18 protein-coding genes are annotated in these 23,106 nt (G+C 70.8%); 8 read left to right on the forward strand and 10 right to left on the reverse strand.

Features of this window, described 5'->3' with window-relative positions; genetic code table 11:
* Positions 1–85 precede the first annotated feature (85 nt).
* On the reverse strand, positions 86–1,795 hold the full coding sequence (locus B0W88_RS11835; protein ID WP_077034861.1) for a gamma-glutamyltransferase: 1,710 nt from the start codon (positions 1,793–1,795) through the stop codon (positions 86–88).
* 90 nt (positions 1,796–1,885) lie between these two features.
* Positions 1,886–2,917, reverse strand: a complete 1,032-nt coding sequence (locus tag B0W88_RS11840) for an AraC family transcriptional regulator (protein WP_077034862.1) — start codon at positions 2,915–2,917, stop codon at positions 1,886–1,888.
* Positions 2,918–3,014: 97 nt separating this feature from the next.
* Between B0W88_RS11840 and B0W88_RS11845 the strand changes: the two genes are divergently transcribed.
* Positions 3,015–3,641 (forward strand): TetR/AcrR family transcriptional regulator, encoded by a 627-nt coding sequence (locus tag B0W88_RS11845; protein WP_077034863.1) that lies wholly within the window; start codon positions 3,015–3,017, stop codon positions 3,639–3,641.
* On the opposite strand, the gene B0W88_RS11850 is transcribed toward B0W88_RS11845, so the two are convergent.
* From B0W88_RS11850 to B0W88_RS11870, 5 genes are all read right to left on the reverse strand, one after another.
* Entirely contained in the window at positions 3,622–4,872 is a 1,251-nt protein-coding gene (locus B0W88_RS11850) for an amidohydrolase family protein (RefSeq protein WP_077034864.1), read from the reverse strand. The genes B0W88_RS11845 and B0W88_RS11850 overlap by 20 nt on opposite strands.
* Entirely contained in the window at positions 4,872–6,560 is a 1,689-nt protein-coding gene (locus tag B0W88_RS11855) for a DUF885 family protein (RefSeq protein ID WP_158080847.1), read from the reverse strand. The genes B0W88_RS11850 and B0W88_RS11855 overlap by 1 nt, the downstream gene beginning before the upstream one ends.
* Before the next feature lie 8 nt (positions 6,561–6,568).
* Positions 6,569–7,888 (reverse strand): MFS transporter, encoded by a 1,320-nt coding sequence (locus tag B0W88_RS11860; protein WP_077034866.1) that lies wholly within the window; start codon positions 7,886–7,888, stop codon positions 6,569–6,571.
* Positions 7,888–10,146 (reverse strand): TonB-dependent receptor, encoded by a 2,259-nt coding sequence (locus tag B0W88_RS11865; protein ID WP_083748741.1) that lies wholly within the window; start codon positions 10,144–10,146, stop codon positions 7,888–7,890. Before B0W88_RS11865 ends, B0W88_RS11860 begins: the two co-directional genes overlap by 1 nt.
* 124 nt (positions 10,147–10,270) lie before the next feature.
* Positions 10,271–11,977 carry a gamma-glutamyltransferase gene (locus B0W88_RS11870; RefSeq protein ID WP_077034868.1) on the reverse strand — a complete coding sequence of 569 codons (1,707 nt, stop codon included), beginning with the start codon at positions 11,975–11,977 and terminating at the stop codon, positions 10,271–10,273.
* A 218-nt stretch (positions 11,978–12,195) separates the two neighbouring features.
* Here B0W88_RS11870 and B0W88_RS11875 point away from each other — a divergent pair, with 218 nt between their 5' ends.
* From B0W88_RS11875 to B0W88_RS11905, 7 genes are read left to right on the forward strand one after another with little or no spacing between them, the layout of a single operon-like run.
* Entirely contained in the window at positions 12,196–13,467 is a 1,272-nt protein-coding gene (locus tag B0W88_RS11875; protein WP_077034869.1) for a sarcosine oxidase subunit beta family protein, read from the forward strand.
* A 15-nt stretch (positions 13,468–13,482) separates the two neighbouring features.
* The gene (locus B0W88_RS11880) at positions 13,483–13,782 is read left to right on the forward strand and encodes a sarcosine oxidase subunit delta (RefSeq protein WP_077034870.1); all 300 of its coding nucleotides are present in this window, start codon (positions 13,483–13,485) and stop codon (positions 13,780–13,782) included.
* On the forward strand, positions 13,779–16,688 hold the full coding sequence (locus B0W88_RS11885) for a 2Fe-2S iron-sulfur cluster-binding protein (protein WP_077034871.1): 2,910 nt from the start codon (positions 13,779–13,781) through the stop codon (positions 16,686–16,688). The genes B0W88_RS11880 and B0W88_RS11885 overlap by 4 nt, the downstream gene beginning before the upstream one ends.
* On the forward strand, positions 16,675–17,244 hold the full coding sequence (locus B0W88_RS11890) for a hypothetical protein (RefSeq protein WP_144006730.1): 570 nt from the start codon (positions 16,675–16,677) through the stop codon (positions 17,242–17,244). Before B0W88_RS11885 ends, B0W88_RS11890 begins: the two co-directional genes overlap by 14 nt.
* Complete coding sequence (purU, locus tag B0W88_RS11895; protein WP_077034873.1) at positions 17,241–18,107, forward strand: formyltetrahydrofolate deformylase; 867 nt, start codon at positions 17,241–17,243, stop codon at positions 18,105–18,107. Before B0W88_RS11890 ends, purU begins: the two co-directional genes overlap by 4 nt.
* Before the next feature lies 1 nt (position 18,108).
* Positions 18,109–18,954 (forward strand): bifunctional methylenetetrahydrofolate dehydrogenase/methenyltetrahydrofolate cyclohydrolase FolD, encoded by an 846-nt coding sequence (gene folD, locus B0W88_RS11900; RefSeq protein WP_077034874.1) that lies wholly within the window; start codon positions 18,109–18,111, stop codon positions 18,952–18,954.
* Positions 18,951–20,630: a DUF885 family protein gene (locus B0W88_RS11905; RefSeq protein WP_077034875.1), complete on the forward strand. Its 1,680-nt coding sequence runs from the start codon at positions 18,951–18,953 to the stop codon at positions 20,628–20,630. Before folD ends, B0W88_RS11905 begins: the two co-directional genes overlap by 4 nt.
* 12 nt (positions 20,631–20,642) lie before the next feature.
* On the opposite strand, the gene B0W88_RS11910 is transcribed toward B0W88_RS11905, so the two are convergent.
* Genes B0W88_RS11910 through B0W88_RS11920 form a run of 3 tightly spaced genes read right to left on the reverse strand, consistent with a single transcriptional unit; the run spans position 20,643 to position 23,106 of the window.
* Entirely contained in the window at positions 20,643–21,845 is a 1,203-nt protein-coding gene (locus B0W88_RS11910) for an acetyl-CoA C-acyltransferase (protein WP_077034885.1), read from the reverse strand.
* Positions 21,846–21,862: 17 nt separating this feature from the next.
* A complete protein-coding gene (locus B0W88_RS11915; RefSeq protein WP_077034876.1) occupies positions 21,863–22,324 on the reverse strand; it encodes a MaoC family dehydratase in 462 nt (153 codons plus the stop codon).
* Complete coding sequence (locus B0W88_RS11920; protein WP_144006731.1) at positions 22,321–23,106, reverse strand: SDR family oxidoreductase; 786 nt, start codon at positions 23,104–23,106, stop codon at positions 22,321–22,323. The genes B0W88_RS11915 and B0W88_RS11920 overlap by 4 nt, the downstream gene beginning before the upstream one ends.

A 23,106-nucleotide genomic window follows, 5' to 3' on the forward strand; every position in this document is an offset into this window, starting at 1 on the left:
TTGGCGTCGCGCCAGTCCACCAGCTCGCCGTTCATCCAGATCTTGCCGTCGCGGTCGGAGATGGGTTTGATCATCGTGCTCATCATCAGTAGGCGAAGGCGCCGCTGTTGTTGCGGTTGTGCGAGACGGCTTCGATCTCGCCGGTGACCGGGTCCTTGCGAACCGCGACCCAGAGCCCTTCCGAGCCGAAGCGCGCCTTGTCGCTGTCGATCTCGATGTAGGGCAGGCCGCTCGCCTCCAGCACCTCGCGCGGGAAGCGCCCCTTGGGCACCTGCATCGTCAGCTCGTGGGTCTGCGGGTCCATGCGGCAGCCGAAGAAGTCGGGCGTGTCGACCGCGTCCTTCAGCGACATGCCGAAGGCCGTCAGATTCAGCAGCGCCTGCATCGTGCGGTGGTGAAGACCTGACCCCATCGAGGCGAAGCCGACCAGCGGCTGGCCGTCCTTGAACAGCACGCCGGTCTCGGTCGGTGCGGGCAGGCGCTCGCCGGGCGCGACGCGGGCCATCATCGCCTGCTGGAAGCTGCCCGAGTCGGGGATCGAGATGCCGTCGATATTGATGCAGGTCTTGCCCCACAGCACGGTGTTCGAAGAATGGGTGATCGCGGCGATATTGCCCTCGCTGTCGATCGCGACGACGTCGTCCGAATGCTTGGGGCCGGCGAAGCGGAAGGGCATCGCACCCGCTTCCATTCGTGCCCACAGCGCCTGCGCATGGGCCTCGGTGACGCGCGCCTGCGGCGACAGGTCCATGCCGGGGTAGACCGCCTGCTGGATCTCGGGCGGCAGGTAGTCGAGGAACACCATCTGCGCGATCTGCACCGCACGACGCAAGGCCTCGCCGGACTTCGTCCAGTGCGGCCCGTCCGCCAGGCCCGAGGCGCGCGACAGCAGCTGCGCCTCCACTGCGGCCACGCCCCCGCCGTTGGGCGGCGGCGCCGTGTGCAGCTCGTACTCGCCGATCTTCGCCACCAGCGGCTCGGACCAGATCACCTCGTAGGCCGCCAGGTCCTCCAGCGTCATGCGGCCGCCGTCGGCCTGCACCGCGTCCACCAGCTTCTGCGCCCAGGGGCCGCGGTAGACGTGGTCCGTGCCCTGTTCGGCCACCGCGCGCAGCGTGGCGGCCAGCGCCGGCTGCTTCAGCGTGTCTCCGTCCTGGTAGATGCCGCCGTCGGGCTTGAGCAGCGTGGCGCGGGTCTCGGGCAGGCGGGCCAGGTCGTCGGCGCGCATCTCGTAGGCCATCGCGGTGCTGTAGTTGACCGGCACGCCGGTCTCGGCCGCGTGGATGCTGGCGACGAACAGGTCCTTGAACGGCAGCTTGCCGAATCGTTCGTGCGCCGCGCCCACGCCCTTCATGAAACCGCCGACCATCGCCGTGCGCCCGCTGGCCGGGCCCTTGCCCTTGAGGCCGTCGGGGCTGGCCAGGTCGAAGCCGCCGGGGATGGTGAGCGGGTCGGTCTCGCCGCGCACGGTGTTCCACTCGGCGTTCATGCAGTGGACCTTGCCGGTCTTCGCCTCGTAGTACACCAGCGACTGGATGCCGAAGAAGCTGATCGGCGCGCCGGCCGTCAGCACGATCTGCATCATCGCCGTGCTCATCGCGGCGTCGAGCGCATTGCCGCCGCTCTTCAGCACTTCGAGGCCGGCGCGGGCCGCGGCGCTGCCGTAGGCCACGGTGACCGCGCCCTGCGTGCCTTTCGCGTAGCCGGCCTCGCTGCGGATGCGGTGCTGCAGCTTCAGCTGCGCTTCATAGTCGGCCAGCGGCCAGTCCCTGGGGTGAACGGTGTTGCTGCTCATGTCGGTCGTGTCGGTTGGGTCGATGCGATGGCTGCATCTTCCCGCCGAGCACCCCTGCCCGGCTTTGGCCTCAGCCACGCATTGTTAGTCTCAATGCACGGCCTGCTCCAGCGCGGCGCAGGCCTGGCGGGTGTTGCCGTAGTCGCGCGGGCACATGCCGACGACGTCGCGGAACGCGGCGGTGAAGCTGCTCTGGTGCTGGTAGCCCACCGTCTCGGAGATCTGCGCGATGTTGAGCCGGCCCTCCTGCAGCAGCGCCCGTGCCCGCTCGATGCGCTTCTGCACGCAGTAGACCTTCAGCGTCACGCCCATGCTGCGCTGGAACAGCTGGTTCAGCTTGTTGCGGTTGGTGCCGAGTTCCTGCGCCAGTTCCTGCAGCGTGGGCGGATCGACCATGCGCTGGTTGAGGATGCGGCTGGCGGCAGCCACCAGCTCGGCGTCGCGGCTGCGCATGCCGATGCTGCTGTTCTCGGCGCCGGCCTGCTCGCGCCCCTTCCAGGCATTGGTGACCAGGGCCAGCAGCTCGGCCCCGCGCGCGGCCGCCTGCAGGCCGCGCAGCGAGCCGGTGAGGCGGCTGCGCACCAGATCGTGCACCAGCGCGGCCAGGTCCTGGCCCAGCGGCAGCGAGAGCAGCGTGGCCGCGTCCGTGCGCGCACCGTCGAGCACGTCGAGCAGGCCCTGCGGCAGGTCCTCGCGGCGCAGGCCGTAGCGGCCCAGGATGGCGCTGGCGCGCACGACCACCGTCACCGCCGTCTGCGGCACGTCGGCCTCGATGATCACCTTCATCCGCGTGCCCTTGGGCAGGAAGGACACCGTCACCGCCGGCCGCACGAAGCGCCACGCCGCGCCGTCGCCGATGCCGTAGCTGCAGGACGAGCCGACGCTGGCGCGCACGAGGACCAGGTCGTCGCAGGCCTCCGATTCCGCATGGATGGGCCGGTTGCTGCAGATGTCCACGACGGTCGTGAACGTATCCCCGTCCATGAAGCCCCAGTGATGGCCGCGGCCCATGCCCGCGCGGGCATAGTCGTAGGCGATCTCGCGGCCGTTGGCGTACTCCCGGGTGGTCGCCATCTTCAGGGCCGTCGCGTCGTAGGAGCGCGAAATGATCAGGTCGTCCATGCAGCCAACTCCGTCGGTTTGGGTTATGCTTCAAAACATGCAGCGCTGTATAAGTTGACTCCAATCGACGGCGATACGCAAGTCCGAAAGAACCCTCATGGCGAATCTTGTTCCCAAGGTGCCGGCCGAGGCCTGGCTGCAGGCCGCGCGGCAGACGCTGATCGACGAAGGCATCGACGCGGTCAAGGTCGACCGGCTGGCGAAGCAGCTCGGCGTCACGCGCGGCGGCTTCTATCACCACTTCGTCGACCGGGACGAGCTGCTGCAGCGCTTGCTGCGGCACTGGCAGGACGAGGTCGTGTTCGTGGACTCGGGCGCCCTGCCCGGCAACCCGGCCGAGGCGCTGGAAGCGATCGATGCGCTGGTCGAGCACCTCATGAGGGAGGACGGCTACGACCCGAAGTTCGACATGGCCGTGCGCGCCTGGGCGCACGCCAGCGAGGCGACGGCGGCCGCGGTGGCATCCAGCGACGAGCAGCGCATCGAGGCGCTGACGAAGATCTTCAGCGCACTCGGTTGCCGCAAGGACGAGGCGCAGGTGCGCGCCCGGGTCTTCTACTTCCACCAGATCGGCTACTACGCGATCGGGGTGCACGAGAGCCGCGGCCTGCGCCGCCAGCGGGTGCCGATCTACATCGAGATCCTGTGCGGGGAGCAGCACCTGGCGGCGGCGCGGGCCTGGGCGGCCGCGCACCAGCCGCAGGTCAAGGAGAAGACGAACTGACGAGCTCGCCGTTGCGCATCACGGCGGCGAGCTTCGCGCCGTCGGCCGCCAGCAGCGAGATGTCGGCCAGCGGATCGCCGTCGACGACGATCAGGTCCGCGAAGGCACCCGGCGCCACGCAGCCGATCTGGCCTTCGAGCTGCATCATCTCGGCGTTCACGGAGGTCGCCTGGCGCAGGATCTCCAGCGGCGTGAACACCTCCGAGCGCAGCGTGAACTCGCGGCACTGGCGGCTGTAGAGATTGCCCAGCAGGTCCGTGCCGAAGCCGACCTTCACGCCCGCCGCCTTCATGTGCCGCAGGCCCTCGATCGCCTGGCCCCAGATCGACTCGACCTTGGCCTGGCTCTCGGGCGGGAAGCCCATCGCGCGGCCCTGCTCCACCAGCTGCTCGATGATGATCAGCGTCGGGATCACATAGGCGCCCCGCTCCGCGACGAAGGCCGCGGTGTCGGCGTCCATCAGCGTGCCGTGCTCGATGCAGCGCACGCCGAATTCCACGCAGCGCCGCACCGCGCTGGCCGGATGGCAGTGGGCGGCCACATAACTGCGGCGTTCAGCGCACTCGTTGACGATGGCGCGGATCTCGTCCTCGCGGTACTGGTTCATCCAGATCGGGTCGGTCGGCGAGGCGACGCCGCCGGAGCCCATGATCTTGATGCAGTGCGCACCCTGGCGCAGTTCCTCGCGCACCGCCTTCAGCACCTCGTCCACGCCGTCGGCGATCACGCACAGCGCGTTGAAGTTCGGGCCCGAGCCGCAGGCGCAGACGCCCTCGTAGCGCGGGCGCTCGCTGAGCGGCCGCATGTCGCCATGGCCGCCGGTCATCGACAGCACCTTGCCGGCGTAGAGGAAGCGCGGGCCGGCGAACAGCCCGTCGGCCATTGCCTGGTACAGCGACCAGTTGCCCCCGCCGATGTCGCGCACCGTCGTGAAGCCGCAGCGCAGCGCATGGCCCAGCATGCGCACCGCATGGGCCGTTCGGTAGGCCTCGCCGAACTGCTCGACCTTCTGGAAACTGACGTTGCTGAAGAAGGCGTGGATGTGGGCGTCGATCAGGCCGGGCATCAGCGTGCGGCCGGCGCAGTCGATCACGCGGGCGTCCGGCGCGTCGATCGCAGTCGTAGAGACAGCGCTGACACGCTCACCCTCGACCAGCACCTGCATGCCGGCAGGAAAGTCCGCACTGTGGCCGTCGAACAGCCGCGCGTTGGTGAACAGCGTGCGCGTCATCACGCGGCGGCCGTCAGGCGCTCCAGGCTCCACGCGAGATCCGGGAAAGGCATCGCGCCCGAGCCCAGCACCGCCGCATGGAAGTCCTTCAGCGCGAAGCGCTCGCCCTGCGCCGCGCGCATGCGTTCGCGCAGCCGCAGCATCTCGGTGTCGCCCAGCTTGTAGGCCAGCGACTGGCCGGGGATGTCGCAGGAGTAGCGCAGCGATTCGCTGAGCACCTCGGGCTCGGACAGCGAGCCGTTGCGGCGCAGGTAGTCGCGCGCCTGCTCCAGGCTCCAGCCGAGCGCGTTCATGCCGGTGTCCACCACCAGGCGGCAGCTCAGGAAGGCGTCCATCATCAGCCGGCCGTAGCGCTCCTCGTCGGCCTCGTAGCCGCCCAGCTCGCCGGCCAGCGTGGCGGCGTACTCGGCCCAGCCCTCGTTGTAGGCATTGCAGTAGGCGTAGCGGGCGATCGGGTGGAGGCTGCGGCTCTCGGTCTGCGAGGCCAGGTGCAGGTGATGGCCGGGCACCAGCTCGTGGTAGGTCAGCGAGGCGATGTTCAAGAGCGGCCGCGTCGTCAGGTTGGCCGCGTTGAACATGTAGTTGCCGCCGCCACCGTCCGGGCGCACCGCGTCGTAGTAGCCGAAGGTCATGCTGGCTTCCAGCGCGGCGGGCAGCGCGGCCACGCCGTGCGGGGCCTTGCAGCGCGCGTGGAAGGCCTGGTCGAAGACGGCGTCCATGCGGTCGATGTAGCGCTTGAACACCGCCGTCACGCCTTCGACGGTGGACGCGGCATAGCGCGGATCGCGCGAGGCGCGGGCCATGTACTCGGCATCGTCGGCGCAGCCCGCCGCGGCGCGGATCGCGGCCATCTCGCGCTGCACCTCGGCCATGCGCGCCAGCCCGCGCTGGTGGACCTGCTCGGGCGTCAGGTCCATCGTCGTGTGGCGCCTGACCAGCTCGGCATAGACGGCGGCACCGCCCGGGTACTGGCCGATGCCGACGCCCGCGGGCGCCTGGGCTTCATAGGCGGCGTCGAAGATCGCGGCCAGGCGCTCGAAAGCGGGCTCGATCAGCTGCGTGATGCGGCGCTCGATCTCTGCGGCGTCGCAGGCCTTGCCGCCGGCCCGCACGGCCGCGGCCGCCGAGCCGCGCAGGCCCGCCAGCAGCCCGCGCACCGAGGGCAGCTGGGGCTTGGGCACCAGGATGCCGCGCTCGCGCTGGCCCAGCGTGCGCTCGGTCATCTGGTCGATCAGTTGCGCCAGGTCGGCCACCTGCGCGAGGTAGCGGTCGGCATCGCCGGCGCTCTCGGCCTTGAACTCGCTCAGCGAGCGCAGCACGCCGTTCAGCACGAAGCCGCCGCAGTAGGCCGAGGGCGCGAACAGGCCGTAGAAGCCCAGGCCCGCCGGGTCCAGCGCCAGCCAGTACCACTCGGCCTGGCGGGCCACGCCCTGCAGGTAATAGCGCGCCTGGCGCAGCGTCGTCGCCACCGGATGGGGCAGCGCCGCCTCGTCCAGCGCGGCGATGCGTTCCAGCAGCCGCTTCGCCGTGGCCGCGTTGCGCTCGGCGCCGGCCAGCGAGAGGTCGGGCAGCCGCGTCAGCTTCTCGCCGCTGAAGCCGGCCGCCGCCGCGTTGATGCGGCGCATCGCCTCCCAGCAGTCGGCCAGCAGGCTCAGGGCCGTGGCGAGGTTCGTGTCGTTCGCAGTCATCATTTTTCTCAACCTTCAATATCGCGCGGCATGGCCACGCCGCAGCGCCAGAACGCCCAGGCCGCCGGGGCCAGGAAGCACATGCTGAACACCATCGCGTAGCGCAGGGACTCGACGCCGAACATCGGCGTCAGCCGGTCGGACAGGAAGCCGGTGATCAGCGGCCCCATGCCCGCGCCGACCAGGCTCATCACGAAGGTCAGGAAGGCCACGGCCAGCGAGCGGTTGGCCGAGCCGCAGATCGCGTGCATCGCGGTGAACATCGAGGGGATGCCCAGGCCCAGCGCGATGCCGCCGATCCAGCTGCTGACCAGGAAGGCCGTGTAGCTCGGCGCGAGCAGGCCACCCACCTCGAAGGGCAGCGAGACCGCCAGCGACAGCGCCGGCAGCCAGGCATACCAGCGCAGGTCGCGCTTGCCGAGCCGGTCGGCCAGGAAGCCGCCCAGCAGCGTGGCGCCCAGCGAGCCGAAGGCCGACAGCGCGCCGTAGACCACGCCCACGTCGGTCAGCGAGACCTTCAGCGAGCGCACCATGAAGGAGGGGAAGAAGATCGCCGCGCCGTAGGCCACGATGCCGTAGGCCCCGGCGCCGACCAGCACCCAGACGTAGCTGCGCTTGGCCAGCAGCGCCTTCATCGCCTGCCCGGCGCTGACCGCCGCCTTGGCCGCCACCGGCGGGCCCAGCTTCTCGCGCGGCTCGGCCAGCAGCAGCCAGGCGATCAGCGCCAGCACCACGCCCGGCGCGCCCACCGCGATCAGCGCATTGCGCCAGCCGTAGTGCGCCGCGATCGCCGCGCCGCCCATGAAGGCGAACAGGTAGCCCACCGTCGCCGACGAGGTGTAGATCGCCAGCACGATGCCGCGCCGCTCCTTCGGGAAGTAGTCGGCCAGCAGCGACTGCGAGGCCGGGCCCGCGCCCGCCTCGCCCGCGCCGACGCCGATGCGCGCCAGCGCCAGCTGCAGGAAGCTGCCGGTGTAGCCGCACAGCGCGGTAAAGGCGCTCCACACCGCCAGCGAGACGGCCACGACCACGCGCCGGTTGCCCCGGTCGGCCCAGCGCGCCAGCGGCACGCCCAGGGCGACGTAGAAGATCACGAAGGCGAAGCCGGTCAGCAAGCCGAGCTGGGTGTCGCTGACGCCGAACTCCTTCTTGATCGGCTCCAGCAGCACCGAGACGATGTGCCGGTCCAGGTAGCTGCTGGCCGAGACCAGGAAGAGCACGGCCAGCATCAGCCAGCGGCGCGCGGGGGAGTACAGCGTGTGCGGCGCGGCAGGCGGCACGATGGGCGCAGGAGGCGCGATCTGCGCGGGGTCGGCGAGTCGGTCCATCAGAAGTCCGCTCCGAACGTGAGGGTGATGGTGCGCGGCCGGATCAGGCCCGCGTTCGAGGCCACCGTCTGCGCGGCCGCCACCTTGGCGGTCGAGTAGCTGGTGTAGGCGAGCTTGTCGGTGGCGTTGTCCAGGCGCAGGCGCAGCTGGTAGCGGCTCCATTCGAGGCCGGCGCGCAGGTCGAGCTGGGTATAGGCCGGGATGTTGTAGTTCGGGTTCAAGGCGCTGCCCGGAAAGGACGAGGGCTTGGCGCCCTGGTAGCGCAGCGTGGCGCCCAGCGAGCCGGTCATGTCGCCGACCGGGAAGCTCCAGTCGCCGAAGGCCGCGGCGGTGACCTTCGAGGAACCCGGCAGCCGGTCGCCGGCCGCGGCGCCGAGGTAGGCGGCGGTGGCGGTGCCGACCTCGGTCAGCTTGGCATCGTTGAAGCCGATATTGGCGCCGATCTGCACATTGCCCTGCAGCAGGTAGCTCAGCTGCGCCTCCAGGCCGTTGACCCGCGCCTTGCCGGCATTGGCCAGCAGCAGCGTGCCGCCGGAGAGGCCGTTCAGCTGCACGTCCTTCCAGTCGATGTGATAGATGCTGGCGTCGAAGGACAGGCGCCGGTCCAGCGCCGTGCCCTTGATGCCCAGCTCGGTGTTGGCGACCGTGTCGGGCTTGAAGGTGGCGGGCGTGCCGGGCGGCGGGTTGGCGTTGGTCTGCGGGCCGCCGGGGCGGTAGCCGGTCGAGTAGCGCAGGAAGGTGCTCAGCTCCTGGGTCGGGCGCCAGCGGGCGGTGGCCTGCCAGGTGGTGGAGGCGTCGTCGAAGTCGACGATGGTCGGCGCGGTGCTGCTGGCCAGCAGGCCGCTGCGGCGGATCTCGGCATGCTGCTGGTTGCGGGCGTAGCGCACGCCGGCGCCGATGTCGAAGGCGGGGGTGAGGTAGTACGAGCCGTTGATGAAGGCAGCCTCCTCGCGGTACTTCGAGGACACCAGGCTGGTCAGGAAGTTGCCGAAGGGCGCGGGCGCGACGGCCCCGCTGGCCAGATGGCTGGACAGCGCGGTGTCGTATTCGTTGTCCTCGTCGGTGTAGAACAGGCCGGCCACGCCCTCGAAGTTGCCCAGCCGCGTGGTGGCGAAGCGGATCTCGCCGCCCTGCTTGCTCTTCAGGTTCACGTCCAGGTCGCCCAGCAGGCTGAAGCCGGCCGGCAGGTAGGGGGCCACGTACACGCCGTAGGCGGGCGTGTAGTCGGCGGTGAGCTTCATGCGGGTGGACACACGGTTGACGGAGGCAGTCAGCGTGCCCACCGGCGTCACGTACTCGGTCGACAGCTCGGTGAGGCGGTAGCGGCTGGTGTTGGGCGCGTCGACCGCTGCCGAATACTGGTACTCCCCGGTGAGCGGCGTGCCGGTGCTCTGGAGGTTGTCCTGGTAGGCGCTGCCCAGCGACTCACGCTTCTGGCTCAGCAGGCGCAGCGTCACCTTCCAGTCGTTCGTCAGCTTCGCCAGCGCGCTGACGCTGCCGCCGCTGGCCTTGGTCCAGCCGAGGTCGTTCGTGCCGGTCTTGGTGTTGGTCGTGTAGCCGCCGTCCTTGCGGTCGAAGGCGCTGACCAGCAGGCCGATGCGGTCCGACAGCGGCACGTTCAGCGAGACCCGCTCGCTGTGGCCGGGGCCGCCGTGGTCGGTGGCGCTGGCGCCCAGGCGCACGCTGCCGCCGAAGCCGTGCAGATCAGGTTCCTGCGGCACGATGCGGATCAGGCCGCCCAGCGCGGTAGCGCCGTAGAGCGTGCCCTGCGGGCCCTTCAGCACCTCGATGCGGGCCACGTCGACCAGGTCGGGATCGGGCGTCACCAGCGCGCCCACCGCCAGCGAGCCGCTGCTGGTGAACGGCGATTCGCCGACGTAGAAGGCGGTCGTGTTCGTCGTCTGCTGCGAGCCGGTGTAGAGGCCGCGCATCACCACCGTCGTGCCGGCCTGGGTCAGGTTGGGCACCAGGGTCATGTAGTCGGTGAAGCGGGTCACGCCCAGCCGCTCCATCGTTTCGGCGCCCAGCGCGGTGATGGCCAGCGGCGCGTCCTGCAGGCGCTCGCGGCGCTTGCTGGCGCTGACGTAGACGGTCTCGAGCTTGCTGGCGTCGGACTTGGCGTCGGACTTGGCGGCGGCGCCGTCGGCCGCGGGCGCCGCGTCGGCCGCCGCGGTGTCCTGCGCCGCGGCCGTTCCGGCCGTCAGGGCCAGGGCGCAGGCCAGTGCACATGCCAACGGAATGGGAGCTCTCTTGTGCATGAGGATCGTCCTTTGAATCGTTGTCGCTAGGTTAGTGTTCGCCTGCCGCCCGGGCTTAGTGCTTTCGCACACGAATTTGCGCCGGCGGCACGTTCGGGGTCCGTGGAAATAACTGCTTACGTGCTCAGCGCAGGCCGTCCGCCACCGCGCAACGACGCGGGTCGGCGTAGGCCGTGTACAGGCCGCTCTGCTCGTCGCGGGTGACGACCGAGAAGGAGCCCATGTGGTAGTCGTAGGCCGCCGTCACGTTGACGCGCTGGCCCAGCCGGTGCAGGTCCTCGACCGTGCCGGCGCGCAGCCGGTCCTCGATCGTCAGCGTGCGCGATTCGGTCATCGGCAGCATCCGCGGCGCGCTGATCGCGGCATCGCCGTCGAGATCGAAGAAGTCCAGCAGCCAGGCCAGCACCTGCGGCACGGTGCAATGCACGTTCCCCGGCGAGCCCAGCGAGGCCACCGGCCGGCCGTCCTTCAGCACCATCGTGTTGCCGATGATGCAGCGGGCCTTGGCGCCCGGCACCAGGGTCGAGTCCATCGGGCTCTGCAGGTGGCCGAAGGTGGCGTGGCTGCCCACCATCGGCACGCCGCCGATCACCATGCCCGGGATGCCCGAGCCCTGCAGCGTGTTCATCATCTGCACCCAGTTGCCGTCCTGGTCGACGACGGTCAGCTCGCAGGAGCCGCTGGGCTGCCGGTTCTCGTTCTCGACCCTGCCCATGCGGGGCTTCAGGCCGCCGCCGAACATCACCGCCGGGTCGGCGCCGAGGTGGCCGGCCAGGCGGATGTGCTCGCTCAGGTCGCGCTTGGGGCGGGCGGCGCGGATCATCTTCGCCAGGTGGGCGTGGTAGCCGTCGTCCAGCAGTTCCTCGCGCGGCACGCCGTAGACGCCGTCGTCCTGCGCGTATTCCCAGTGCCGCTGCGCCTGCCGCAGCGCATGGCCCATCGCCCACCAGTGGTCGGCGCTGCCAGGTTCCATCCCCCGCAGGCCCAGGTGGCGCAGCACGCCCATCGCGATCGCGCAGTAGATGCCCTGCGCCTGAGGCGGGCCGAGGCTGACGATCTCGTACTCATGGTGCCGGAAGCGGATCGGCTCCACCCAGCGCGGGGGCACCTCGCTCATGTGCTCGGGCCTGATCTTCCAGCCCATCTCGTTGGCCTTGGCGACGAAGGCCTGGCCCCAGGGCCCGTCGATCATGTAGCCGGGCCCCTGCTCGGCCACGCCGCGCAGCGTCTCGGCCAGGCCCCTGGGCTTGAAGACCTGGCCCGGCCGCGGCGCGAAGCCGTCGGCATTGATCCAGAAGTCGCGGCCCTCGGGAAAGTAGTTGAAGAACTTGCCGGTCTCGATGTTGACCAGGTATTCGAAGTTCGAGACCGGATGGCCGGTCTCGGCCCAGCGCACCGCGTCTTCGCACAGCTCCGCCCAGGGCCGCGTGCCGAAGCGCTGGTGGATCGCCTGCAGGCCCGGCATGAAGCCCGGGATGACGGCCGAGGGCGGCATCATCGAATAGGGCCCCAGGCCCGGCGGCACCGGCTGGAACGGCGGCAGGCCCGACGGATGGGCGCCCAGGCTGTCGAGCTGGTGGATGCGGCCGGTCTTCGCCTCGTAGTAGAGGAAGGTGACCAGGCCTGCATGGTTGGTCATGAAGGGCTCGACGGCGGCCTGAACCAGGCAGCCCGCGATGCCCGCGTCGGCCGCGCTGCCGCCGTTCCGGAGCACCTTGACCATGGTCTCGGTGACGATGGCCGAATCGGTGGTGACGGCGGCCTTCAGGCCCGTCGCCGGCGCCTTGGGCCCGGGGTTGACCAGATAACGGTCGAATTCAGCGGATGGCATGAAGCGGGGCTCCGGTGCTTGGATGGGCCGAAGCGTAGGCAGGCGTCATCACGGCGTCTTAGCCTTCTGGCACGGCCATTGAGGCTGTCGTCACGCCCGGCGGGCCGGGCCGCCGAAAGTGCGCGCCAGCCTAAGTAATGCGTACGCGGGCCTAAGACGGCAGGGCCCTGGCTGCGTAGTCTTCAATCCGCAGCAACCGACCTTTGCGTCCCCATCCCATGAGAACCCACTATTCCGCCTGGAACCTGCTCGCCGCGGCCCGCCGCGGCCACAGCGACTGGGCGCCCGCCTGGCGCGAGGTCGCCGAGCCCAAGCGGCACTACGACGTCGTCATCATCGGCGGCGGCGGCCACGGCCTGGCTACCGCCTACTACCTGGCGAAGAACCATGGCGTGCGCAACGTGGCCATCCTCGAGGCCGGCTGGATCGGCGGCGGCAACACCGGCCGCAACACCACCATCGTCCGCTCGAACTACCTCTATCCCGAGAGCGCCCGGCTCTACGACTTCTCGGTCCGGCTGTACGAGGAACTGTCCCGCGAGCTGAACTACAACATCATGTTCAGCCAGCGCGGCATCGTCACGCTGGCCCACTCGCGCCACGACCTGGACGCCCAGGCCCGCTGGGCCAACGCGATGCTCTGCAACGGCATCGACGCCGAACTGCTCGACGCCCGCGCGGTGCAGGACATGGAGCCGCGCCTGAACTTCGGCCCCGATGCGCGCTATCCGATCCTCGGCGGCTTCGTGCAGCGCCGCGCCGGCTCGGCCCGCCACGACGCGGTGGCCTGGGGCTATGCGCGCGGCGCCTCGGCGCTGGGCGTGGACATCATCCAGAACTGCGAGGTGACCGGCTTCGTCAAGAAGAACGGCGGCACGCTCAGCGGCGTCAAGGTGCGCCACCGCGGCATCGAGCGCGAGATCGACTGCGGCAAGGCCGCGATCGCCGTGGCCGGCCATTCCTCGGTGCTGGCGGGCCTGGCCGGATTCGAGCTGCCGGTCACCAGCTACGCGCTGCAGGCCATGGTCAGCGAGCCGGTCAAGCCGGTGCTGAACACGGTGACGCTGTCGCCGGCGCTGGGCGCCTACTGGAGCCAGAGCGACAAGGGCGAGGTCGTCATGGGCGGCGCGCTGGACCACTTCCCCTCCTACGGCCAGCGCGGCAGCTTCGCGCTGACGCAGCAGGTGGTGGCCGCGACCACCGAGATGCTGCCCTCGCTGGGCCGGCTGCGCCTGCTGCGCCAGTGGGCCGGCATCGTGGACATCGTGCAGGACTCCAGCCCGATCATCGGCGCCACGCCGGTGCCGGGCCTGTACATCAACTGCGGCTGGGGCACCGGCGGCTTCAAGGCGATCCCGGTCGGCGGCTGGACGCTGGCCCATGTGCTGGCGACCGGCAAGAACCACGACCTCGCCGAACCGTTCCAGCTGGAACGCTTCCTCACCGGCCGGCTCATCGACGAAGCCGGCGCCGCCGGCATCGCGCACTAGACGAGACATAACGCCATGATGAGACTGACCTGCCCCTGGTGCGGCGAACGCCCTGAGAACGAATTCCACAGCGGCGGCACCACCGCGATCCAGCGCCCGCCGCTGGACTGCAGCGACGAGACCTGGGGCCGCTACCTGTACTTCCGCAAGAACCCCAAGGGCGAGCACGCCGAGCGCTGGCGCCATACCTTCGGCTGCGGCATGTGGTTCAACATCGTGCGCGACACGGTGACGCACGAGATCCACGAGACCTACGGCATCGCCGAGCCGCGGCCGGCCAGGAAGTCCGAAGTGGCCGAAGGAGTGACGCCATGAGCGGCTACCGCCTGCCCGTCTCGCCGGGTGCCTGGATCGACCGCGGCAAGCCGCTGAGCTTCACGTTCAACGGCGATGCCGTGAGCGGCTTCGCCGGCGATACCGTCGCCTCCGCGCTGCTGGCGCAGGGCATCGTCCACGTCGGCCGCAGCTACAAGCTGCACCGCCCGCGCGGCATCTTCAGCGCCGGCATCGAGGAGCCGACCGGCCTGCTCGACGTCGGCAGCGGCGCCCGGCTGACGCCCAACACCCGCGCCACCGACGTGGCCGCCGCGCAGGGCCTCGCCACCCGCACCGGCAACGCCTGGCCGAGCCTGAAGTTCGACCTGGCCGCGCTGAACAGCAAGTTCGCCGCGCTGCTGCCGGCCGGCTTCTACTACAAGACCTTCATCTGGCCGCACTGGCACCTGTTCGAGCCGACCATCCGCCGCATGGCCGGCCTCGGCTCGGCCGCGGCAACACCTGACCCCGAGCGTTACGACGAGGTCTCGCGCCACGTCGACACGCTGGTGATCGGCGCCGGCGCGGCCGGCATGCAGGCCGCCATCAGCGCGGCCAAGGCGGGCCGCCAGGTGCTGCTGCTGGAAGGCGCGGCGCAGACCGGCGGCTGGCTCGCCACGCAGCCGGAGCAGGCGCGGCTGCTGGAGTCGCTGCGCAGCGCGCTGGCGGCCGCCGGCGTCGAGGTGCTGGCCCGCTGCACCGGCCTGGGCCTGTACGACCACGGCTTCGCCACCGCCGTGCAGACCGTCGAGCACGGCGGCCTGCGCGAGCGCTTCTACAAGATCCGCACTGCCCGCACGATCATCGCCACCGGCGCCTTCGAGCGGCCGATGCTGTTCCCCGACAACGACCGCCCCGGCGTGATGCTGGCCAACGCGGTGGAGCGCTACGCGGCGCAGTACGACGTGGCCGGCGGCAAGCGCCTGGTGATCGCCGCCGCCTGCGACAGCGCCTATGGCGTGGCCCGCTCGCTGGCCGCCCGCGGCATCGAAATCGCGGCGATCGTGGACCAGCGGCTGGAGAGCCGCGCCGCTGCCCCGGCCAACGTGCCGGTGCTGCGCAACACCAGCATCGTCGCGGTGGACGGCACCAGCGCCATCCGCGGCATCACCGTCGCCGGCAATGGCGGCGGCCGTGCCACCCGCATCGATAACGTCGACTGCATCGCCAGCGCCGGCGGCTGGACCCCGGCCGTCAACCTCTGGTCGATGGCCGGCGGCAAGCTGCGCTGGGTGGAAGAGAGTTCGATGTTCGTGCCGGACCGGGCGATCGAGGGCATCGCCATCGTCGGCGCCAGCGCCGGCGTGTTCGACCTGGAGCGGGCGCTGGAGCATGCGACGCTCTGCGGCCGTGGCGACAAGGCGAGCGCCCCGGCCGGCGGCCTCGGCTTCGTGCCGGCCCGCAACACGCCGCCCGAGCCCGCGCTGGCCGCCTTGATCGCGTCCGGCCGCAAGCCGGGCAAGACCTTCGTCGACCTGCAGAACGACGTCAGCGCCGCCGACGTGGCGCTGGCCGCCCAGGAGAACTACCGCTCCGTCGAGCACCTGAAGCGCTACACGACGATGGGCATGGCCACCGACCAGGGCAAGACCAGCAATATCAATGCGCTGGTACTGATGGGCACGGCTACGCAGCGCAAGCCGGCCGAGGTGGGCACGACCAAGTTCCGCCCGCCGTTCAAGCCGGTGACGCTGAACGCGGTGGCCGCCGGCCGCAACGGCCCGCGCACCAAGCCGCTCAAGCGCATGCCCGGCGAGGCCTGGCACGCCGCGCGCGGCGCCGTCTTCGAGGACTACGGCGGCTGGCGCCGCCCCGCCGCCTACCTGCGCCCCGGCGAGAGCGTGGAAGCCGCCGCCCAGCGCGAGGCCGGCCACACCCGCACGGCCGTCGGCATTTTCGAAGGCTCGCCGCTGGGCAAGCTGGAGATCAGCGGCCCCGACGCTGCCGCCTTCCTGGACCTGATGTACGTGGGCACGATGTCCACGCTGTCAGTCGGACAGGCGCGTTATGGCCTGCTGGTCAACGAGATGGGCGTGATCCATGACGACGGCATCGTCACCCGCCTCGCACCGGACCGCTTCTTCGTCAACACCACCTCGGGCGGCGCCGAGCGCGTGGCCCTGGTGTTCGAGGAATGGCTGCAGTGCGAGTTCATCCACCTGCGCGTGCTGGTGACGCCGGTGACCTCGGTCTGGGGCAACGTCACCGTCGGCGGGCCCAAGGCCTGGGCGCTGCTCAAGGCCGCGGGCTTCGACGAGGCCCTGGCCCCGACGAACATGGCCCACATGACGATGGTCGAGACGCGCTTCGGCGGCGTCACCCTGCGCGTGCTGCGCGCCAGCTTCAGCGGCGAGCTCGGCTACGAGATCAACCTGCCTGCCCTGCACACGCAGGCGCTGCTGGACCATCTTGCTGAAGTCGGCCGCGCCTTCGACGCCCAGCCCTACGGCATCGAGGCGCTGATGGTGATGCGCACCGAGAAGGGCTTCATCCACGTCGGCGGCGACACCGACGGCACCACGCTGCCCGGCGACATCGGCATGGACCGCGGCGTCGCCAAGAAGGCGGCGAACTTCGTCGGCCGGCGCTCGCTCTCGCAGCCCGCGGCCAAGGATGCGCACCGCATGCAGCTGGTGGGCCTGGTGCCGACCGATCGGCGCACGCTGCCGCCGGTCGGTGCCCACGCCGCGCCGCATGCGCCGCCGGCGCCGATCGAGGGCTTCGTCACCTCCAGCTGCCACAGCCCGGCGCTGGGGCATCCGGTGGCGCTGGCGATGCTGAAGGCCGGCGGCAAGCGCCTGGGCGAGCGCATCACCGTCTACCACCTGGGCAAGGCCATCGAGACCGAGGTCGTCAAGCCCGCCTTCTTCGACCCGCAGGGAGAACGCCTCCATGGCAACGCCTGACCCCATCAACTTCATGCTGAAGCCGCTGCCGCGCGCCCAGCTCGGCACGCTGGCCGAGCTGCTGCCGGGCAACGTGGCCATCATCGAGCCGCTGCGCGTCGTCTCGCTGCGCTGCCTGCCCGGCGGCGAAGGCGAGCTGGCCGCGGCCGCCGGCGCCCTGCCCGGCCCCGGCCGCTTCAGCGGCGGCGGCACGCAGGACACCTCGCTGCTCGCCTGGCGCAGCCCCAGCGAATGGCTGCACGTCGGCACCCACGACGCGCCGGCCGACGGCCTGCTCGACGCCTTGAAGGCCAGCCCCGCCCAGGCCATCGACATCTCCGCCGGCGTCATCGTCTTCGAGCTGCGCAGCCTGGCGCTGGACGCGCTGCTGCCGCGCCTGCTCGACGCCGGCGTGCCGCTGGGCCAGCCCGGCCAGGCGGCGCGCACGCGGCTGGCCGATGTCGCCGTCCTCGCGATGCGCGTGGCGCCGCAGCGCCTGTGGCTGCTCGCCGACCGCGCCAACGATCACTACCTCGCCCACTGGCTGGCCTACGCGTCGGCCGCACTTCCGCAATGACACATCCGACCTACATCCTGACCATCAAGTGCCGCGACGCGGTGGGCATCGTCGCCGCCGTCTCCTCGGCCCTGGCCGCCAGCGAGGCCTTCATCGCCGAGTCCTCGCATTTCGGCGACGACGAGACCGGCCTGTTCTTCATGCGCACCGTGTTCCGCGTGGCCGGCTCGCGCTTCACCACCGTCGACGACTTCCGCCTGGCGCTGGCTCCCGTCACCCACCGCTTCGGCATGGAGCTGAACCTGTACGAAACCGCGCGGCGGCCCAAGGTGATGCTGGCCGTCTCCAAGCACGGCCACTGCCTGAACCACCTGCTGCACCGCTGGCACAGCGACGAGCTGCCGGTCGAGGTCGTCGGCGTGCTCTCCAACCACGAGGACATGCGCCGCCTGGTCGAGTGGTACGGCCTGCCCTACTACCACCTGCCGATGCAGGGCGACAAGCCGGCACAGGAGGCGCTGCTGCTGGACCGCTTCGAGACCTCGGGCGCCGAACTGCTGGTGCTGGCCCGCTACATGCAGGTGCTCAGCGACGACCTGTGCCGCCGCCTGGAAGGCCGCTGCATCAACATCCACCACTCCTTCCTGCCCAGCTTCAAGGGCGCCAAGCCCTACCACCAGGCGCACGGCCGCGGCGTCAAGGTGGTCGGCGCCACCGGCCACTACGTGACGGCGGATCTCGACGAAGGCCCGATCATCGAGCAGGACACGATCCGCGTGGACCATGCGATGGATGCGGACAGCTTCGTGCGTGTCGGCAAGGATGTGGAGAACATCGTGCTGGCACGTGCGGTGCAATGGCATGCAGAGCGGCGCGTGCTGTTGAACGGCCACCGCACGGTGGTCTTCCGCCACGGGGCCTGAAATGGGACGCCTGATCGACGGCGCCGCCGCCGCGGCGGCCCTGCGCGCGCAACTGCGAGACCGGGTCGCCACGATGGCCCGGCGCCCCGGCCTCGCCGTGCTGCTGGTCGGCGACGACGCGGCCTCGGCCGTCTACGTGCGCAACAAGATCCGCGCCTGCGAGGAGGCCGGCATCGCCTCCTTCGCCGAGCGGCTGCCGGCCGACGCGGACGAGGGCCAGGTCTTGCGCCTGGTGGAACGCTTCAATGCCGACCCGGCCGTGCACGGCATCCTCGTGCAACTGCCGCTGCCGAAGCACATCGACACGAACCGCGTGCTGGCCGCCGTGGCGCCGCACAAGGATGTGGACGGCTTCGGCATCGAGAGCCAGGGCGCGCTGATGGCCGGCCAGCCGGGCCTGCACCCCTGCACGCCGGCCGGCGTGATGCACCTGCTGCGCAAGAGCGGCGTGGCGCTGCGCGGCGCACGCGCGGTGGTGCTGGGCCGCTCGACCATCGTCGGCAAGCCGATGGCGATGCTGCTGCTGCAGGCCGACGCGACGGTGACGATCTGCCACAGCGGCACGCGCGAGCTGGAGAACATAACTCGTGAAGCCGACGTGCTGGTGGCCGCCATTGGCCGGCCGCGCTTCGTCACCGCCCGCATGGTCAAGCCAGGCGCGGTCGTCATCGACGTGGGCATCAACCGCGATCCGGCCACCGGCAAGCTCTGCGGGGACGTGGACTTCGAGGGCGTGCAGCACATCGCCGGCGCGATCACGCCGGTGCCCGGCGGCGTCGGGCCGATGACGATCGCGATGCTGCTGGCCAATACCATCCAGGCTGCTGAAGGGAGCCTCACGACATGACTGACAAGTTCGACGATCTCTGCCGCCGCTTCTGGGATTTCCAGTGCGACGAGAACCCGACCGCCGCGCTGCTGACCGGCCGCGGCTCGCCGCACGTCGAGCTGCTGCGCGCCGCGCCGGCCGACCACGAGCGCCGCGCCCGTATCGCCACTGCGCTGCGCGAGGACCTGCGCGCGCTGGACCTGAAGGTGCTGGACATCGATCGAAGGGACAGCGCCCGCCTGCTGGAGCGCGAGCTGACGCAGTTGATCGAGGTCCTCGCCACCGGCCAGCATCAGCGCCCCTCGCTGTATCCGCTGGGCCCCGAGGCCTCGCTGGGCTTCTACGCCCAGTCCGCCACCTTCGACACCGTGGACGACGCGCGCCGCTACAACGAGCGCCTGGCCGCCCTGCCCGGCTGCCTCGCGGGCCTGCAGGCCACGCTGCGCGAGAGCGTCGAGGCCGGCGTGCGGCTGCCGAAGGTCATCATCGAGCGCGCGAGGGCCGCGGTCAGCGGCACCGCCGCGATCGCCCCGAAGGACGGCGCCTTCTTCGCTCCGTTCCGCCGCAAGGCCACCGACGCCCGCTTCGCCGACGAGTCCGCCCGCTGCCTCGCCGTGCTGGCCGAGACCGTGCAGCCCGCGCTGCACGCCTACGCGGACTTCATCGACACCGTGCTCGGCCCGATGGCGCAGGACAGCACCGCCTGCATCGACAACCCGCAGGGCCGCGAGTGCTACCGCCACCTGGTGCGCCAGTACACGACGCTGGATGCCGACCCCGACGAGGTCCACGCCTTCGGCCTCGCCGAGGTGGCGCGGCTCAGTGCCGCGATGACCGAGGTCGCCCGCAGCGCCGGCCACGACACGCTGCTCGCCTTCGTCGCCGAACTGAAGGCCGACCCGGCCCAGTACGCCGCCGGCGGCGAGGCGCTGCGCCGCGAGATCGAGGTGCTGTCCAAGCGCATCGACGCACGCCTGCCCGAGTTCTTCGGCCGGCTGCCGCGCATGAGCTATGGCGTGCAGTGCATCCCCGACGCGATCGCCGCCGGCATGCCGCCCGCCTACGCCCAGCCCAACCCGGCCGACGGCTCGGCCGCTGGCATCCACTGGGTCAACCCGCTGCCGGACCGCTGCCCCGCCTACATGCACATCCCGCTGGCCCTGCACGAGGCCTGGCCCGGCCACCTGATGCACCTGGCGCTGATGCAGGAGATGACCGAGCTGCCCGACTTCCGTCGCCACGGCGCCATGGGCTACTCGGCCTGCCTGGAGGGCTGGGCGCTGTACTGCGAGGCGCTGGGCGAGGACCTGGGCCTCTACGACACGCCGGCGAAGCGCTACGGGCGGCTCGAGATGGAGATGTGGCGCGCCGTGCGCCTGGTGGTGGACACCGGCCTGCACTGGTTGCGCTGGCCGCGCGAGAAGGCGCTGGCCTTCGCGCTGGCACATGTGGCGATGTCGCCCGAGGCGATGGCGGCCGAGATCGACCGCTACATCGGCATGCCGGCCCAGGCGCTCGGCTACCAGCTCGGCAACCGGCGCTTCCGCGAACTGCGCGCGCAGGCGGAGCAGAAGCTCGATGGGCGCTTCAGCCTGCGCCGCTTCCACGACGCGCTGATGGCCGCGGGGCCGGTGACGCTGGACCTGCTGAGCGAGCGGATCGAGCGGTGGATGGCGGCGGAGGCGGCCGCCTGAACCCCAGAGCCCTCAGTCGATCTCGAACAGACCCGCTGCCCCCATCCCGCCGCCGACGCACATGCTGACGACGGCGTACTTCACGCCGCGCCGCCGCCCCTCCAGCAGCGCATGGCCCACCAGCCGCGCGCCGGACATGCCGAAGGGGTGGCCGATGGCGATGGCGCCGCCGTTGACGTTCAAGCGCTCATCCGGGATGCCCAGCGCATCGCGGCAGTGGATCACCTGGCAGGCGAAGGCCTCGTTGATCTCCCACAGGCCGATGTCCTCGACCCTGAGCCCGTGGCGCTGCAGCAGCTTCGGGATCGCATGGACCGGGCCGATGCCCATCTCGTCGGTGCCGCAGCCGGCCACCGCCAGGCCCCGGTAGCGACCCAGCACCGGCAGGCCGCGGTCCCGGGCCTCGGCCGCGCTCATCAGCACCGAGGCCGAGGCGCCGTCGGACAGCTGCGAGGCGTTGCCGGCGGTGATGAACTCGCCGGTGGGCACCCACTGGCCGTTCTTCCACACGGGTTTCAGCGCGGCCAGGCTTTCCAGCGTGGTGTCGGCGCGGCTGCCTTCGTCGCGGGCCAGCGTCACGGCCTCGCTGCCGGTGGCGTTGCCCTCCTTGTCGAACAGCGCCTTCGTCGTCGCCAGCGGCACGATCTCGTCGTCGAAGCGGCCGGCCGCCTGGGCCGCGGCCGTGCGTTGCTGGCTCTGCAGGCTGTAGGCGTCCTGGGCGGCGCGCGGGATGCCGTAGCGCCGGCTGACGATCTCGGCCGTCTCGATCATCTGGATGTAGGCGGTGGGCATCGCCGCCAGCACCGCCTGCGACTGCGCGCGGTGGCTGTTCTTGTACTTGTTCTGCACCAGCGAGATCGACTCCAGCCCGCCCGCCACGGCGATGCGGTACTCGCCCGCCATGATGCCCTTGGCCGCGGTGGCAATGGCCATCAGTCCCGAAGCGCACATGCGGTCGATGGCCATGCCGCCGACGCTCTCCGGCAGGCCCGCCGTGTAGCCGCACAGGCGCCCGAGGTTGTAGCCCTGCGTGCCCTGCTGGGCGGCGATGCCGAGGATCACGTCGTCGACCTCGGCGCCCGCGACGCCCGCGCGGTCCAGCGCGGCGCGGATCACATGGCCGCCCAGCACCGGGGCCTCGGTGTCGTTGAAGGCGCCGCGGTAGGCCTTGGCGATCGGCGTGCGGGCGGTGGAGACGATGACGGCGTCTTGCATGGAGGACATGGAATCTTTCATTCGAAGAAGAGTCGGCTGATCGTGTCGACGACGCAGCCGGGCTTGTCGCTGCCTTCGATCTCGACGGTGATGCGCACGACGACCTGCACGCCCTCGTCCTTCACGGCCTCGGCCGAGAGCACCTCGCCGCGGCCGCGGATGCGCGCGCCGACCTTCACCGGCGCGGGAAAGCGCAGACGGTCCGTGCCGACATTGACGCCGGCCTTCAGCCGGTCGTAGCCGACGAGCTGCGGCAGGAAGAGGTTGGCCAGCGCCAGCGTCAGGTAGCCATGGGCCACGCAGGCGCCGAAGGGGCCGGCCGCGGCGCGCACCGGGTCCACGTGGATCCACTGGTGGTCGCCGGTGGCCTCGGCGAAGGTGTCGATGCGCTGCTGCGTCATCGTCATCCATTCGGTGGTTCCCAGCTCGCGGCCCACCGCGTCGAGCACCGCGGCGGTCGAGTCGAAGACCGCCGTCATGCGTGCTGCGAGCTGACGGACACCACCTCGCCGGTCATATAGCTCGAATAGTCGCTGGCCAGGAAGACCATCACGTTGGCCACTTCCCAGGGCTCGGCGCCGCGGCCGAAGGCCTCGCGGGCGGACAGCTCGTTGAGCAGTTCCTCCGAGGCCGACTTCTTCAGGAAGGCATGGATCGCGATGCTCGGCGCCACCGCGTTGATGCGCACGCCGAAGGGCGCGGCCTCCATCGCCGCGCAGCGGGTCAGCGCCATCACGCCGGCCTTGGCCGCGGCGTAGTGGGCCTGCTCCACCTGCGCGCGCCAGCCCAGCACCGAGGCGTTGTTGACGATCACGCCGCGGCCGCGCGGCTGCATCTTCTGCAGCATCGCGCGGGTCATGCGGAAGGTGCCGGTCAGGGTCACGTCGATGACCTTGTGCCAGTCCTCGTCGGGCATGTCGACCAGGCGGCGCGAGGTGCCGAGGCCGGCGTTGTTGATCAGCACGTCGACGCCGCCAAGCTGCTCTTCGGCCGCGTCGACCAGCGCATCGACCTGGTCCTGCTTGCTGACGTCGCAGAGCCGGCCGTGCACCGCTTCCAGGCCGGTCTCGCGGCGGATCGCCTCGACCGCCTCGGCCAGCCGCCGCTCGTGCACATCGGAGATGAACAACGCGCGGCAGCCCTCCTCCGCCGCGCGCTTCGCGGCCGAGAAGCCGATGCCGGCGCCGGCCGCGGCGGTGACGAGGACGGACCTGCCCTTCAGCAGGCCGTGGCCGGCCACATAGTCGGGAGCGGGCTTCAT

The organism is Pelomonas sp. KK5 (genome assembly GCF_001984095.1).
Taxonomy (GTDB): domain Bacteria; phylum Pseudomonadota; class Gammaproteobacteria; order Burkholderiales; family Burkholderiaceae_C; genus KK5.